Annotated in this window: 14 protein-coding genes; 9 read left to right on the forward strand and 5 right to left on the reverse strand. The window is 71.4% G+C overall.

Annotation, left to right across the window (positions count from 1 at the left end):
• Positions 1–124: 124 nt before the first annotated feature.
• Positions 125–2167 carry a thioredoxin domain-containing protein gene (locus QC283_RS04995; RefSeq protein WP_279560109.1) on the reverse strand — a complete coding sequence of 681 codons (2043 nt, stop codon included), beginning with the start codon at positions 2165–2167 and terminating at the stop codon, positions 125–127.
• A gap of 149 nt (positions 2168–2316) precedes the next feature.
• On the opposite strand from QC283_RS04995, the gene QC283_RS05000 reads away from it, so the two are divergent.
• The 7 genes from QC283_RS05000 to QC283_RS05030 all read left to right on the forward strand — a co-directional run bounded on the left by QC283_RS05000 (position 2317) and on the right by QC283_RS05030 (position 9839).
• Positions 2317–2790 carry a GntT/GntP/DsdX family permease gene (locus tag QC283_RS05000; RefSeq protein WP_279560110.1) on the forward strand — a complete coding sequence of 158 codons (474 nt, stop codon included), beginning with the start codon at positions 2317–2319 and terminating at the stop codon, positions 2788–2790.
• A gap of 153 nt (positions 2791–2943) precedes the next feature.
• Positions 2944–3462 (forward strand): SigE family RNA polymerase sigma factor, encoded by a 519-nt coding sequence (locus tag QC283_RS05005; RefSeq protein WP_279560111.1) that lies wholly within the window; start codon positions 2944–2946, stop codon positions 3460–3462.
• Entirely contained in the window at positions 3455–4045 is a 591-nt protein-coding gene (locus tag QC283_RS05010) for a hypothetical protein (protein WP_279560112.1), read from the forward strand. Before QC283_RS05005 ends, QC283_RS05010 begins: the two co-directional genes overlap by 8 nt.
• A gap of 107 nt (positions 4046–4152) precedes the next feature.
• Positions 4153–4740, forward strand: coding sequence for a hypothetical protein (locus QC283_RS05015; RefSeq protein ID WP_279560113.1), 588 nt, complete (start codon positions 4153–4155; stop codon positions 4738–4740).
• Between the two features lie 46 nt (positions 4741–4786).
• Positions 4787–5371: a hypothetical protein gene (locus QC283_RS05020; RefSeq protein ID WP_279560114.1), complete on the forward strand. Its 585-nt coding sequence runs from the start codon at positions 4787–4789 to the stop codon at positions 5369–5371.
• Positions 5372–5604: 233 nt separating this feature from the next.
• Entirely contained in the window at positions 5605–6354 is a 750-nt protein-coding gene (locus tag QC283_RS05025; protein ID WP_279560115.1) for a hypothetical protein, read from the forward strand.
• Between the two features lie 227 nt (positions 6355–6581).
• Positions 6582–9839, forward strand: a complete 3258-nt coding sequence (locus QC283_RS05030; RefSeq protein WP_279560116.1) for a tetratricopeptide repeat protein — start codon at positions 6582–6584, stop codon at positions 9837–9839.
• Between the two features lie 103 nt (positions 9840–9942).
• On the opposite strand, the gene QC283_RS05035 is transcribed toward QC283_RS05030, so the two are convergent.
• Complete coding sequence (locus QC283_RS05035) at positions 9943–10176, reverse strand: hypothetical protein (RefSeq protein ID WP_279560117.1); 234 nt, start codon at positions 10174–10176, stop codon at positions 9943–9945.
• Complete coding sequence (gene mca / locus QC283_RS05040; RefSeq protein ID WP_279560118.1) at positions 10169–11050, reverse strand: mycothiol conjugate amidase Mca; 882 nt, start codon at positions 11048–11050, stop codon at positions 10169–10171. Before mca ends, QC283_RS05035 begins: the two co-directional genes overlap by 8 nt.
• 179 nt (positions 11051–11229) lie before the next feature.
• Between mca and QC283_RS05045 the strand changes: the two genes are divergently transcribed.
• Positions 11230–11628 (forward strand): DUF4307 domain-containing protein, encoded by a 399-nt coding sequence (locus QC283_RS05045; RefSeq protein ID WP_279560119.1) that lies wholly within the window; start codon positions 11230–11232, stop codon positions 11626–11628.
• 181 nt (positions 11629–11809) lie between these two features.
• On the forward strand, positions 11810–12307 hold the full coding sequence (gene greA / locus QC283_RS05050) for a transcription elongation factor GreA (RefSeq protein ID WP_055418146.1): 498 nt from the start codon (positions 11810–11812) through the stop codon (positions 12305–12307).
• Positions 12308–12467: 160 nt separating this feature from the next.
• Here the strand turns inward: greA and QC283_RS05055 are convergent, their stop codons facing one another.
• Together QC283_RS05055 and QC283_RS05060 are read right to left on the reverse strand one after the other, a co-directional pair.
• Positions 12468–13325 (reverse strand): ABC transporter permease, encoded by an 858-nt coding sequence (locus QC283_RS05055; protein WP_279560120.1) that lies wholly within the window; start codon positions 13323–13325, stop codon positions 12468–12470.
• Positions 13322–14344 (reverse strand): ATP-binding cassette domain-containing protein, encoded by a 1023-nt coding sequence (locus QC283_RS05060; protein ID WP_279560121.1) that lies wholly within the window; start codon positions 14342–14344, stop codon positions 13322–13324. The genes QC283_RS05055 and QC283_RS05060 overlap by 4 nt, the downstream gene beginning before the upstream one ends.
• Positions 14345–14365 lie beyond the last annotated feature (21 nt).

Genomic DNA, 14365 nt, shown 5'->3' on the forward strand with positions numbered 1-14365 from the left:
AGACTAGGGGTAACCTGTGAAACCCATAAGGTGTTTGAGTGAAGAGCATGTTTCCTCACACTGAGGACCAGGTCTGAACAATTCGCCTTCCGGTCGCGTTCCGAACACTTCCGGTTATGTCGTTTCAGCTGTTCAGGGCCGTACGCAGCGCGGCACGCAGTCGCTCCGGATCGGTCGTCGGCGCGTCACAGGTGAAGTTCCGGCAGACGTACGCGGCCGGCGCCCCGTCCACCAGCGGCCGGTCGGCGAGCAGGGGGAACTCGTCGCTCCCCTCGACGCCGAAGGCGACGACCGCGCCGGGCACCGTCCCCAGAAGTGCCGTACGGTGCAGGCCCTTCGCGGCGTCGTCGTCCAACGCCGGTGCGACGACGGCGACTTCGCGCGGCCCGTCGAGCAGCGCCTCCGCCGCCGCCAGCCCCCAGCCGACGAAGCGCGGGACCCGCGGACCGAGCGCCTTCACCACACCGAGGGCGTGCTCGGCGGCGGTGCGGTGCGGCTCGGAACCGGTGTGGGCGGCGTAGGACAGCAGGGCGCCGGCGGCGGCGGTCCAGCCGGACGGGGTGGCGTTGTCGGTGGGGTCCTGCGGGCGGCGGATCAGCCGCTCGGCGTCGGACGCGGTGTCGTAGAGGGAGCCGGAGCCGTCGGTGAAGCGGGTGAGGACGTGGTCCAGCAGCAGCCCGGCGAAGTCCAGCCAGACACCCTCACCGGTGACCGAAGCCAGCGCGAGGAAGCCCTCCGCCACGTCGGCGTAGTCCTCCAGCACCCCGGCGTGGGCACCGGCCCGGCCGTCCTTGCTGGTGCGGAAGAGCCGGGCCTGCTCGTCGAGATGCAGCCGCACGAGCAGGTCGGCGGCGGCGACGGCGGCCTCCACCAGATCGGGGCGCTCGAAGTAGGCACCCGTCTCGGCGAGCGCGGCGATCGCGAGCCCGTTCCAGGCTGCGACCACCTTGTCGTCCCGGCCCGGAGCGGGGCGCCCGTCGCGGGCGGCCAGCAGCCGCGCCTTGACCGAGGCGATCCGACCGGCGTCGAACACGCCCTCCTGCTGCGGCAGCTGCAATACGGAGGAGCCGTGCTCGAAGGTGCCCTCCACGGTCACCCCGAAGTACTGGGCGGCGAGCGCCGCGTCGTCGGCCCCGAGGACCTCGGTGAGCTGCGCGGGCGTCCACACGTAGTACGCGCCCTCGACGTGCTTCCCCATCCCGTCGTCACTGTCCGCGTCCAGCGCGGAGGCGAAACCGCCCTCGGCGGTGCGCAGTTCCCGCACCATGAAGTCGGCGGTCTCCAGGGCGACCCGGCGGGCGAGATCCGATCCGGTGGCGCGCCAGAGGTGGGCGTAGACGCGGCACAGCAGGGCGTTGTCGTACAGCATCTTCTCGAAGTGGGGCACGACCCACTCGCGGTCGACGGAGTAGCGGGCGAAGCCGCCGCCCAACTGGTCGTAGATCCCGCCGCGCGCCATCCGCTCGCAGGTGTCGCGCGCCATCTCCAGCGCGCCGTCGGCGCCGGTACGGGCGTGGTGGCGCAGCAGGAACTCGATCACCATGGACGGCGGGAACTTCGGCGCCCCGCCGAACCCGCCGCGCTGCGGGTCGTACTCCCGGGTCAGCCCGAGCAGCGCCTGCCCGAGCTCCGCCTCCCCGGGCGGCCGCGCGTCGCCGTAGGAGATCTCCCGCCCGGCGAGGTCCCGCACGATCTTCCCCGCGACCTCGGTGACCTCGTCCCGGCGCTCGGCCCAGGCCTGGTGCACGCCCTGGAGCACCTGGCGGAATGAGGGCATGCCATGCCGGGGCTCGGGCGGGTAGTAGGTGCCGAAGTAGAAGGGCTCGGCGTCCGGCGTGAGGAACACGGTCATGGGCCAGCCGCCCTGCCCGGTCGCCGCCTGCACGGCCTCCATGTAGACGGCGTCGACGTCGGGGCGCTCCTCGCGGTCGACCTTGACGCTCACGAAGTGCGAGTTGAGGAACTCGGCCGTGGGCCCGTCCTCGAACGACTCGTGCGCCATCACGTGGCACCAGTGGCACGCGCTGTAGCCGACACTCAGGAACACGGGGACGTCGCGCCGCCGGGCCTCTTCGAACGCGTCCGCCGCCCATGGCCACCAGTCGACGGGGTTGTCCGCGTGCTGGAGGAGATACGGGGACGTGGCCTGCGCGAGTCGGTTGGACATGTCCCCATACTCGCGCACGCGCCGCCGCCCCGCCCATGCGCCACGGGGGTCAACGCACGGATGGGCCCTGAGCTGACTTACTCACCGTCGCTCTGCGGGTCGGACAGTTCCTCGCACCTATACGCCATGCGGAACGAAGGCCCAGCCTTGTGCGTCGAACTCCCTCGGCGTCGCTGGGCCCGGTGGCGCTGGTGCTGCTGGTGACCGGCGCGGGCGGGGTCTTCGGCGCCGTTCTGGAGCAGTCGAACGCCGGGGACGCGCTGGCGGATCTGATGGGTTCGACGGCGCTGCCGGCCGTGGTGCTCGCGTTCCTCATAGCGACGGTCCTGCGGGTGGCGCTCGGCTCGAAGACGGTCGCGATCGTGACCACGGCGCCCATCGTGGCGCCGCTCATACGCGAGTTGGACCTCTCCCAGCCGGAGATCGCGCTCGTCGTCGTCGCCGTAGCGGCGGGCGGCACGGTGCTGTCGCACGTCAACGACTCCGGCTTCTGGCTCTTCAACCGGTACATGGGCATCGACATCCGTACGACGTTGAAGAGCTGGACGCTGATGGAGACGTTCCTGGGACTGACCGCCTTCGCCATCGCCGCCGCCCTCAGCGGCGTCCTGGCCCTGGTCTGAACGCACCGGCCCGAGCAGCGGGTGCCCGGCCGTCCCGGTTCCGTCGTCGACCAGACCTCGGCGACGTGATGAGGGCCTTGCGCCACGGTCCTGACGGGTGACACTGTTCGCTCGATTGAACACATGTACGGCCACAGGAACCGCAGGCGGGGAATGGACGAGCAGGCGTTCGACGCCTTTTACGCCGGGAGCGTGGGGCGGCTCATCGGCCAGCTGTACGCCATGACCGGCGACCGTGCCGAGGCGCAGGACGTGGTCCAGGAAGCCTTCGTCCGCGCCTGGGAGCATCGGGACCGGCTGGACCAGGACGGTGCACCCGAGGCATGGGTGCGCACCGTGGCCTGGCGGCTGGCGGTCAGCCGGTGGCGGCGGGTGCGTACCGCGCTCTCCTTCGCGCGGCGCCAGGGCCCGCCCGCGAACGTACCGCCGCCGGACACCCATCATGTGCTGCTGGTGCGGGCACTGCGGCAGATCCCCGCGGCGCAGCGGCGGGCCATCGTGCTCCACCACCTGTGCGATCTGGAGGTGAAGCAGGTGGCCGCCGAGACCAACTGCCCCGTCGGTACGGTCAAAGCACAGCTGAGCCGGGGTCGGGCCGCGTTGGCGAGGATTCTGGCCGAGACCGAGCTGGATCCGCGGGAGGGCCGGGTTTCGGAGGTGGAACGTGGTTGACGAGAGCAGCTTGGACGATCACCTCGCCGGTCTTGCGGCCGAGGGCCGACGGTCCGCCGTGCCGCTGGCCGCGGAGCGGATCCGGGTGCGCGGTGACCGGCGTCGGCGCCGTAAGCGGGCGGCCCAGCTGTCGGGCGGTGTGCTGCTGGCCGCCGCTGTCGCCGTGGGAGGCCTCTCGCTGGTCCGGCCGGGCCCGGAGCAGGCACCGGCCGCCGCGAAGCCGACAGCGTCGAGCACGCCGCGGTTCGTGCCCCCGACGCCGTCCCCGGGTGAGGAGTACGCCAGCGAGATCGGCTACGTGTACGACGCGACGGTGGTGGGGGACGCGGTCCGGGTCACCGTGGAGCAGCTTCGTACCGAGCGGGGAAGGACCGTACCCACGGGAGTGGTGCACCAGGTGACCCTGTCGCCGCAGACCCCGGTCGAGGTGGAGCAGTTGGCCGGCGGGAAGCCGGGGGACGTGCGGCTGGAGGAGCTGACGGACCGGCTGCGTGGCGGGCCACGGTGGGTGTTCGCCGTCGACTACGACGGTGAGGGCCGAGTCCGGTCGCTGCGTGAGGCGTCCTGGCTGACAGTCGACTGAACTTCGGCGGAAGCCGAAGAAGTCCGGCTGGGATGCAACCCGGGGGCCGGTGCGCGGCGTAGAGACCGTGTAACCCGACCGCACCGGTTCCCAGGAGAACGTTGACCATGTCTGTCTCGTACCGCCGGGCCACCCCGCGCCTGCTCAGTGTTGTCACCCTCGGCGCCCTCGTCCTGAGCGGATGCGGCGAGAAGGGCGAGGAGCCCACGGCTGCTCCCACGGCGGCCGCGGTGACGGACACCGCACCGGCCGGCGGTGGCGGGACGGCCACCCCGTCGGACGGCGGCGAAGGTTCGCGGAACGCGCAGGCGTCGACCAGCAGGACCCCGTGGGCCGGCACCAAGCAGTTCGTCACGATCGACAGGGCCTGGACCGAGGACGGACTGACCCGTCTGTCGGTGCGGCCCGCCCAGAAGAAGGTCAACACCCGGTTCGACACCTGGGAGATCATCCCCGGCACCGGGTCCTTCACCACGGTGACCATGGCCGAGGACGCCCGGGTCCTGCTGACCACCCCGGTCCGCGGCGAGGACGCGTCCGGTGGCGGCCGGGCCGAGCCGCTGCCGTTCTCCCAGGCCGAGTTCGTCTCCCTGCTGAAGCAGATGGACGCCACGCTCTCCGCCGGCGTCGGGTACGACCTGAGCTTCGACGGAGCGGGTCAGGTGGTCAAGTTGCAGTCCCTGTTCAGGCCGTGAGTCGCGCACGCCCGGGTCCCACGGAGACCACGGAGGAGGTCGGAGCATGGCTGACGAGTCCGGCTTGGAGCATCACCTCGCCGATCTTGCCGCCTCGGGGCAGCGGTTCGCCGTACCGGCGACCGCGGAGCGGATCCGGGCACGCGGCGATCGGCTGCGGCGCCGCAAGCAGGCGGCTGCGGCATCGGGCGGCGTGGTACTGACCGCCGCTCTGGCCGTGGGAGTCCTGTCTCTGGTCCGGCTCGGTCCGGGGCCGGCACCGGCCGCCGTGAAGCCGGCGGCATCGAGCACCTCACGGTTCGTGCCGCCGGTACCGGCTCCGGGTGAGGAGTACGCCGGTGAGATCGGCTACGTGTACGGCGCGGTGCTGCTGGAGGGGGATACGGTCCAGGTCACCGTGGAGCAGCTTCGTACCGGTGTGGTGCACAAGGTGACCGCGCCGACGCACACCCCGGTGGAAGTGAAGCACCTGGCCGGCGGCAAGCCGGGGGACATGCGGCTGGGCGAACTGGTGGGCCGGTTGAGTGCCGGACCGCGCTGGGTGTTCGCCGTCGACTACGACGGCGAGGGCAGAATTCAATCGCTGAGAGAAGCTTTCTGGCTGTCCGTCGAACGAGACGGCCAACGATAACTTCGTCGACGGCGGTTCCCGAGTTCGTTCGTTCGGGAACGGGCGTCGATATCCCGCCGGTCTCCTGACCGGCGGGATATCTGTCGTTGCCCGGGGAATGCGGCGACATCACAGTTCCGGGTGCTCGAAAAACTCCGCGAAATAGACCTGATCGGGATGCAACCCGGTGGCCGGTGCGATGCGTAGAGACCTTGTACCCCACCAACCACACAGGTTTACAGGAGCAGTTGACGATGAACACCTCGCACCGCCGGACCACCACGCACTGGATCGCCGTTGCCGTCCTCGCGGCCATTGCCCTGTCGGGATGCAGCCAAAAGCCCGCGGACCGAATGGAGTCCGCCGCGGACGCGAACACCGCGTCGCTCTCCGATTCGGCCGACAGGACGAACGCCCTGCCGGATGACGGAAAGAAGTCCGCGGACCCCGCCGAGGCCGCGAAGAAGGCGTCGCCTTCCACACCCGCCGGTGATTCGGGCTCCCGGGCGGACGACGGCCGGGATTCCGCGGGACCCGCCACCGTCGCGAAGACACAACCGCCTTCCCCGCGGACGGACACCCGGTCCGACAGCGGCGGCGAGGCGGCGAAGGACGCGCCGGCCTCGACCGGCCGGGCCCCCTTCGCCGGCACCGAGCAGTTCGTGACGATCGACAGGGCCTGGACGAGCAACGGACGGAGCTATGTGTCGGTACGGCCCGCCGAGAAGAAGATCAACACCCAGTTCGACACCTGGGAGATCAACTCGGGCACCGGCCCGTTCACCACGGTGCCCATGGCCGGGGACGCCCGGACGCTGCTGACCGTCCCGGTTCGCACCGAGACCGCTGAGGCCAAGGACGCCGAGCTGCTGCCGTACTCCCCGGCCCGGTTCGTCACCCTGGTGAACCGGCTGGACTCCAGCCTCTACGACGGCATCGGATACGACCTGGTCTTCGACGGAGCGGGTCAGGTGACCAGCCTGAAGACGCTGTTCAGGCCCTGACGGGATTTCCACCGCCGTCACGGTGTCCGTCCTGCCCGTCCTCCCCCGTACCCGCGCCTCCCCGGACGGCACACCGTCGCACCTCGTGCGGACCTCTCCCCATAGCCTCCCCGTCGCAGGACACTTGACCGACGCACAAGTGGGGAAGGACCCGGGGACGGGCCGGGAGAGTCCCAGCGGGTCTGGGAACACCCGGGTGACACCGATGCCGCCGGAGGGGGCGCGACATGCGGGACAGTCATCGGTCGGAGGCCGAGGGGCTACTGAGGCGGGCCGTGGAGGAGGAGGTACGGCGCTCGGGCGGGCGCACGGACGGCAGCGTGCTGCTGTCCCGGGCGCGCGGGTCGCTGGACGCGATGGCCCAGGCGGCCGCCGAGGAGTACGCGGCCTACACCCACGCCCTCGACGAGGCGGCCGCCGGACAGCTCACCTTCCGGCAGCGGTACGCCCGGGAGGGCGCCGGCACCCCCCTGCTGGTGGCCGCCGTGGCGGCGGTCGCCGCGGTGGTGGCCGACATGGCGCTCGGCACCGGTACGGGTACGGCGGTGGGCGCGGGAGTGACCGTCGGGGTCGTCGGCGCCGCGGCGACGGTGGTGAAGGTGGTCGGCTCGCATGTGCCGGCCGCCCATCACCGCGCCGGTGCCGTGAGCCAGCCCGGCGGTCCCGAGCAGCTGCGGTTGCAGTGGCTGACGGCGCTGGAGGTGCGGGGCATCCGGCCGTTCCTGGACCAGCAGCGGATGCTCGCCGCGTCCACCGGGCCGAAGAAGGCGGCGGCCGGGCCGAGGCTGCGGGGTGCCGACAAGAGCGCCGCGGCCCGGGGGCGCAGCGCGCTGGAGCAGTCGTTCGCGCAGCTCCCGGAGCCGGAGGGCACCTTCGCGGGCCGGCGGCAGGAGATGGCGCGGCTGCGGCAGTGGGTGCAGGCGGCCCGAGCGAGCACGGAGACGAAGCCGACGGTGGTGGTGCTGCACGGGGCCCCCGGCAGCGGCCGTACGACGCTCGCGGTGCGGGCCACGCACGAGCTGCGGGACTACTTCCGCGGGGCGTGTGTGGTCGACCTGCGCGGTGACGGGGCGGGGCCGAGCGGTGCCGGGGCACACGGGGAGGGGTCGCGCGGTGCCGCGTCCGGCGGGGAGTCGCCGCTGGGCACCCGGGACGCCCTGCTGCATCTGCTGAACCGGCTCGGGGCGCCCCGAGAGCAGCTGCTGTTCCGTGAGCGGTCGTCGGCGGCCCAGCAGGTCAAGCGGCTCAGCGAGCTGTACCACCAGCATCTGACGGGCGTGCCGGTCATCGTCGTACTGGACGACGCGTCCAGCGCCGAGCAGGTGCGCGCGCTGGTGCCGGAGCGGTCGGACAGCCTGGTGCTGGTCACCGCGCGGGAGGCGCTGGAGCTGTCCGCCGACCTGCCCGCACGGGTGCACCACCTCCCGGTGGAGGCCCTGGACGCGGCGGGCGCGGAGGAACTGCTGGGCGCCGCCGCCGAGGACGCGTCGGGACCGTACGACGCCGAGTCCACCGACCGGATCCGGCAGCTGTGCGGTGGGCTGCCGCTGGCGCTGCGGGTGGCGGGGTCGTCGCTGGGGCCGCGTTCGCCGCGCGCGCTGGCGACCGACCTGGGCGCGTACGGGCCGGTGGAGCCGGTCGAGCGGGCCCTGTGGCTGCGCTACACCGACCAGTCGGAACCGGCCCGGCGGCTGCTGCGCCGGCTGGCGCTGGCCGGGCGCACCTCACTGGGCGCCGCTGCCGCCGCCGCGGTGCTGGCCACGGACGAGACGGAGGCGACCCGGCAGTTGGCGGCGCTGTCGCGGGCGGGTCTGCTCGACCATGTCCGGGGCAGCCGCTACCGGCTGCACGACGTGGTGCGGGCCTTCGCCGAGGCGCGGCTCGCCGACGAGGAGGAGCCGGGCGAGCGGGCGGCGGCGCAGGAACGGCTGATCGCGAACTACGCCGAGCTGGCCGACTCGGTGCTGCGCCTGGTCGACGGCAACATGTCGACCCGCTCGGACCGGTTCGGGAGTTACGGCTTCACCTCCCTGGACGAGGCGCTGCGCTGGCTGGACGACGAGTCGAGCTTCATCACGGCGGCGCTCCGGCACGCGGAGGGCGTCGACCAGGGCGCGGTGCTGAACCTGCTGGGCGCGCTGTGCGACTACTGCCTGCTGCGCGGCGACCTGTACCGGCTGGGTGAGATCAGCGAGCTGGCGCAGTCCGTGGACCAGGGGCTGCTGGTGCGGTCGGTGCAGTGGCGTACCGGTATCGCGGCCCGGCAGCTCGGCGAGCTGGACAAGGCGCGGACGACGCTCACCTCCGTGGTCGACCTGTACCGGGAGGCCCACCACGACGCGGGGGCGGCCCGCGCCCTGTGCTCGCTGGGCATCACGCTGCACCACCAGGGCAATCTGACCGAGGCGGCGGCGAAGCTGCGGGAGGCGCTGGAGCTCCAGGCCGCGCCCGAGCTGGACACCGACCGGGCGTGGACGCTGCACGCGCTGGCGGCGGTGCAACGGGACCGGGCCCGGCTGGCGGAGGCCCTGGAGCTGCTCACCGAGTCACTGGTGCTGCACCGCGCGGGCGAGTCGGTGCACGGTCAGGCGTGGGCCCACTTCCAGCTCGGCCAGCTGCACCTGCGCATGGGCGACGTACCGCGGGCGGAGGCGGACCTGCGCGCGGCCCTGGAGCTGTACGGCCGCACCCAGGACGCCCGCGGTGAGGCCTGGGCGCTGACCCAGCTGGCGCGGGCGCGGTTGATGGACGGCGACGCGTCCGAGGCCCTGGAGGAGCTGCGGCGGGCGGCGGCCCGGCACCGGGAGAACGAGGACGCGCGCGGCGAGGCGTGGACGGTCTACTACGTCGGCCAGGCGCTGGAGGAGACGGGCGATCTGGACCAGTCGGTCCGCGAGCTGGAACGCTCCCGCACGATGTTCTCCCGGATGCGGGACGTGTACGGCCTGGCCTGCGCCCGGCACCACTCGGCACGGGTCACCCGGGACCAGCGTGCCGCCCAGACCGGCTCGCTGCGGAACTCGGGTTTCGCCCGGCAGCTCCTGGTCGACGCCCGGGCTGACTTCCAGCGCATCGGCGTCGGTCACGGGGAGGCGTGGACCTGCCTGGAGCTGGCGCTCGTGGACGCAGGCAACGCCCGTACGCCGCAGGCGCTGGCGCTGTGCGACGAGGCGGTGGCGCTCTTCGCGGCATACGGCGACCTGCGGGGGGAGGACTGGGCCCGCTTCCTGCGCTGCACCCTGCTGCCGTACGCCGCCCCCGGGGGCGTGGAGGTCGGCACGGCGGTGGCGCAGGAGGAGCTGACCGAGCTGTCCCGCGCCCGCCACCCGGCACGGGACGCCAAGCTGGACGACTACGTGGAGGCCTACCAGCTGCTCCTGGAGCGTGGCGTCCGACTGGAGTCCGGCTGGCAGGCGTGGCACCTGGGCATGGTCCCGAGCCGTCAGGCCCGGGAGGTGATGGGGGTGGCGGTGACGACGGCGTAGCCGCACCGGCCGCGGGCGGCCGTGCCTCGCGCCGGGGCGGCACGGGTGGGCGCGGCGACGCCGTGCACCCACCCCTGTCGCATCCCGGCGCCGGGTGACCGCGTCACCCCTTCTGCGGCTCCGCCGGGACGCCGGAGGCCTCCGCCTCCGGCGTCTCCTTGAAATCGACCTTGCCCATGTGCCGGCTCATGGACCGCATCAGACCCCACACCGCCAGGGCCATCACCGCGAAGACGATGAAACCGAGGACACCGGGGGTGACCTTGTCCTCGTCGAGTTCGGCGAGAGTGACGAGGTGCGTCATTGCCAGGCTTGCGCTTGCACTCATGTCAGGCATTGTCCCGGATGCCCGCGAAGAGGTCGTCCTCGGGGAGGGAAGTATCGACGAGGGACTTCGCGAGCTCGTACTCCTCGGTGGGCCAGACCTCCCTCTGGACGTCCATCGGCACCCGGAACCAGCCGCCGTCGGGGTCGATCTGCGTGGCGTGCGCGATCAGCGCCTTGTCGCGGATCTCGAAGAAGTCGGCGCAGGGGACGTGCGTGGTGAGCGTGCGCTCCTTGCGTTCGAACTCCGACCAGCGCTTGAGCCAGTCCCCGTAGGGCGACTCCAGGCCGCGCTCCAGCAGCGCGTTGTGCAGCGCCTCGGTGCGGGGGCGGTTGAAGCCCTGGTTGTAGTAGACCTTCATCGGCTGGTACGCCGCTCCGTACTCGGCCTCCGGGTACTTCTCGGTGTCGGCCGCGCCCTCGAAGGCCACCATCGTGATCTTGTGGGTCATGATGTGGTCGGGGTGGGGGTAGCCGCCGTTCTCGTCGTAGGTGGTGATCACCTGGGGACGGAAGGAACGGATCTTCCGCACGAGCTCACCGGCCGCCTTGTCGACGTCCTCCAGGGCGAAGCAGCCCTCCGGCAGCGGCGGCAGCGGGTCGCCCTCGGGCAGGCCGGAGTCGACGAAGCCGAGCCATTCCTGTCCCACGCCCAGGATCTCCCGGGCCTCGTCCATCTCCTTCTTGCGTACCTCGTGGATGTTCTCCTCGATGTACGCGTCGCCCTGGAGCTTGGGGTTGAGGATGGAGCCACGCTCCCCGCCCGTGCAGGTCACGACCAGCACGTCCACCCCCTCGGACACGTACTTCGCCATGGTGGCCGCGCCCTTGCTCGACTCGTCGTCGGGGTGGGCGTGCACGGCCATCAGTCGCAGCTGGTCAGTCAAGACTCAATCCTCGGTCAGTCGGCGCCCGTGTGCGTCGGCGCGATCCAATAGGTGCCGCCCCGCAGGGGCGTCGTCGAGGGGCGGCGGTCGGGTGGTGGGTGGGGGCTTCTATAGTGACCGAATCGGGAGCCGAATAATTCCGGAGCCCGGGAAGACCGGCTCCTGCCGAGAGGACGACCATGAGTACGGCGAGCACGCAGACGCCCGAGAGCCGGTACGGCCGCTCCTCGGACGAACGGGCCGACCGCACGCTCAAGGTCGTCGGCGCCGTGCTCGGTGCCGTGCTGCTCGCGGTGATCGGCTGGTTCGGCTACCACTACGTCGCCCAGAACGAGATCAGCGGCGAGCTGATCGGGTTCGAGCTCGCGGAGGACTCGGTGCAGGTGCACCTGGAGGTCCGCAAGGATGCCGGCGCCGTCGGCTACTGCACGGTGCGCTCCCAGGCTGAGGACGGCGACGAGGTCGGCCGGGCCGACTTCCGCTTCGACGGGGACTCCACGCGCATCGACAAGGTCGTCACCCTGAGGACGAAGGCCGCGGGTACGACGGCCGAGCTGCTCGGCTGCCACGCGGGCTGACCCCGCGCAGCCCCGTCGGTGCGAATCCGTACGCGCTGACCTGCGGTGACATGAATCTGGTGGCTTATGTCCTCCCCCTTTGGCCACTGAATTGTTAGGCTCGTGGTTTCGCCCTTCCGTGAAGGAACATCCTTCTGGGTAGGGCGTTGATTTGTATTCCCAGTACCAACGAGGAGCACCCGTGACCCAGACCAGCGAGAACGTCACCTGGCTGACCCAGGAGGCGTACAACAAGCTCAAGGAGGAGCTTGAATACCTTACTGGTCCTGCGCGCACCGAGATCTCTGCCAAGATCGCCGCGGCCCGTGAGGAGGGCGACCTCCGTGAGAACGGCGGGTACCACGCGGCGAAGGAGGAGCAGGGCAAGCAGGAGCTCCGCGTGCGCCAGCTGACCCAGCTGCTCGAGAGCGCCAAGGTCGGTGAGGCTCCGGCCGCGGACGGCGCGGTGGCGCCCGGCATGGTCGTCACGATCGCCTTCGACGGTGACGAGGACGACACGCTGACCTTCCTGCTCGCCTCGCGCGAGTACGCGAGCTCGGACATCGAGACCTACTCGCCGCAGTCTCCGCTGGGCTCGGGCGTCATGGGCCACAAGGTCGGCGAGGACGCGCAGTACGAGCTGCCCAACGGCAAGCCGGCGTCCGTGAAGATCCTCAAGGCCGAGCCCTACAACGGCTGACCAGGCTCCCTCCCCCAGGCCGGTGGTACACCCGGCCGCCTGTCGATGACGAGCCCCCGGCGTCCCGGTGAACCCCGGGACGCCGGGGGCTCGTCGTCATGCGGCAGCGCCGTCATGAAGCACCGTCGTCATGAAGCGCCGCCGTCATGAAGCGCCGTCGTCATGAGGCGGCCGAGCGGTACTTGCGGACCGCCAGCGTCCGGAAGACCGCGATGATCAGGACGGACCAGATCAGCGAGGCCCAGACCGGATGCTGCATGGGCCAGGCGTCGGACTGCACGACGCCCGGGTTGCCGAACAGCTCGCGGCAGGCCTGCACGGTGGCGCTGAACGGGTTCCACTCGGCGATGTGCCGAAGCCACGGCGTCATCTGGCTGGAGTCCACGAAGGCGTTCGACACGAACGTCACCGGGAAGAGCCAGATGATCCCGCCCGAGGTCGCCGCCTCCGGCGTTCGCACGGAGAGGCCGATCAGCGCGCCGATCCAGGTGAAGGCGTATCCCAGGAGAAGCAGCAGGCCGAAGCCGGCCAGGATCTGCCCGGCGTTGGTCGGATCCGCCGAACCGGTGCGCCAGCCCACGATCAGCGCCACGATCGCGAGGACGAGCAGCGTGATGGACGTCTGCACGAGGTCGGCGACGGTGCGGCCGGTCAGCACCGCGCCACGGGCCATCGGCAGGGAACGGAAGCGGTCGACGAGCCCCTTCTGCATGTCGTCGGCGATGCCGGCCGCCGATCCGGCGGTGGCGAACGTGACGGTCTGCGCGAAGATGCCGGCCATCAGGAAGTCCTTGTAGACGTCCGGGTCGGTGGTGTTCCCGATCTTCATCGAGCCACCGAAGACGTACGTGAAGAGGACCACGAACATCACCGGCTGAATGATCCCGAACAGGACCATCTCGGGGATCCTGGTCATCCGGATCAGGTTCCTGCGGGCGATGACCAGGGAGTCCCGGACGGACTGGCCGAAGGCGCCTGCGGGCGCCGCGACCCGCGCGGTGTCGGTGGCGGCACTCACTTGGCGGTCTCCTTCTCGTCCTTGCGGCCGGCGCTCTTGTCCTCGCGGCCGGTGTCGGCCGCCGGGCCGTTCTCCTTGGCCTCGGCCACGTGTCCGGTGAGGGAGAGGAAGACGTCGTCGAGGGTGGGGCGGCGCAGGCCGATGTCGTCGATCTCGATGCCGCGGCTGTCGAGTTCGCGGATGACCTCGGCGAGCAGCTTCGCGCCACCGGTGACGGGGACGGTGAGCTTGCGGGTGTGCTCCTCGACGGTGGTGGCGCCCTTGCCGAATCCGCCGAGCACCTCGGCGGCCGTCCCCATGTGCTCCCGCTCGTGGACCACGACCTCGACGCGCTCTCCGCCGGTGCGCGCCTTGAGCTGGTCGGAGGTGCCGCGGGCGATGACGCGGCCGTGGTCGACGACCGCGATGTCGTGCGCGAGGTGGTCGGCCTCCTCCAGATACTGCGTGGTCAGCAGGAGGGTCGTACCGCCGGCGACCAGCTGCTTGATGACCTCCCACAGCTCCTGCCGGTTGCGTGGGTCGAGGCCGGTCGTCGGTTCGTCCATGAACATGACGGGCGGGGAGACGACCAGGGCCGCCGCCAGGTCGAGCCGGCGGCGCATGCCACCCGAGTAGGTCTTCGTCGGGCGGTCGGCGGCGTCCGCGAGGTGGAACTGTTCGAGCAGCTCGCCGGCCCGGGCCTTCGCGGCCCTGGCCCGCATCTGGTAGAGCTGGCCGACCATCTGGAGGTTCTCCCGGCCGGTCAGGTATTCGTCGACCGCGGCGAACTGGCCGGAGAGGCCGATCGACCGCCGTACGTCGTTGGGCTGCTTGAGCACGTCGATGCCCGCGACGACCGCCCGGCCGCTGTCCGGGCGCAGCAGGGTGGTGAGGCAGCGGACGGCGGTCGTCTTGCCCGCGCCGTTCGGCCCGAGCAGGCCGAGGACCGTGCCCTCGGGAACGTCGAGGTCGACGCCGTCCAGAGCCCTTACGTCGCCGAAGGTCTTCACCAGGCCTTCGGCATAGATGGCGCCTGGCATATGAGTCTCCACGTCGTCGGG

Origin of the sequence: Streptomyces sp. DH41 (assembly GCF_029813785.1) — a bacterium.
Taxonomy (GTDB): domain Bacteria; phylum Actinomycetota; class Actinomycetes; order Streptomycetales; family Streptomycetaceae; genus Streptomyces.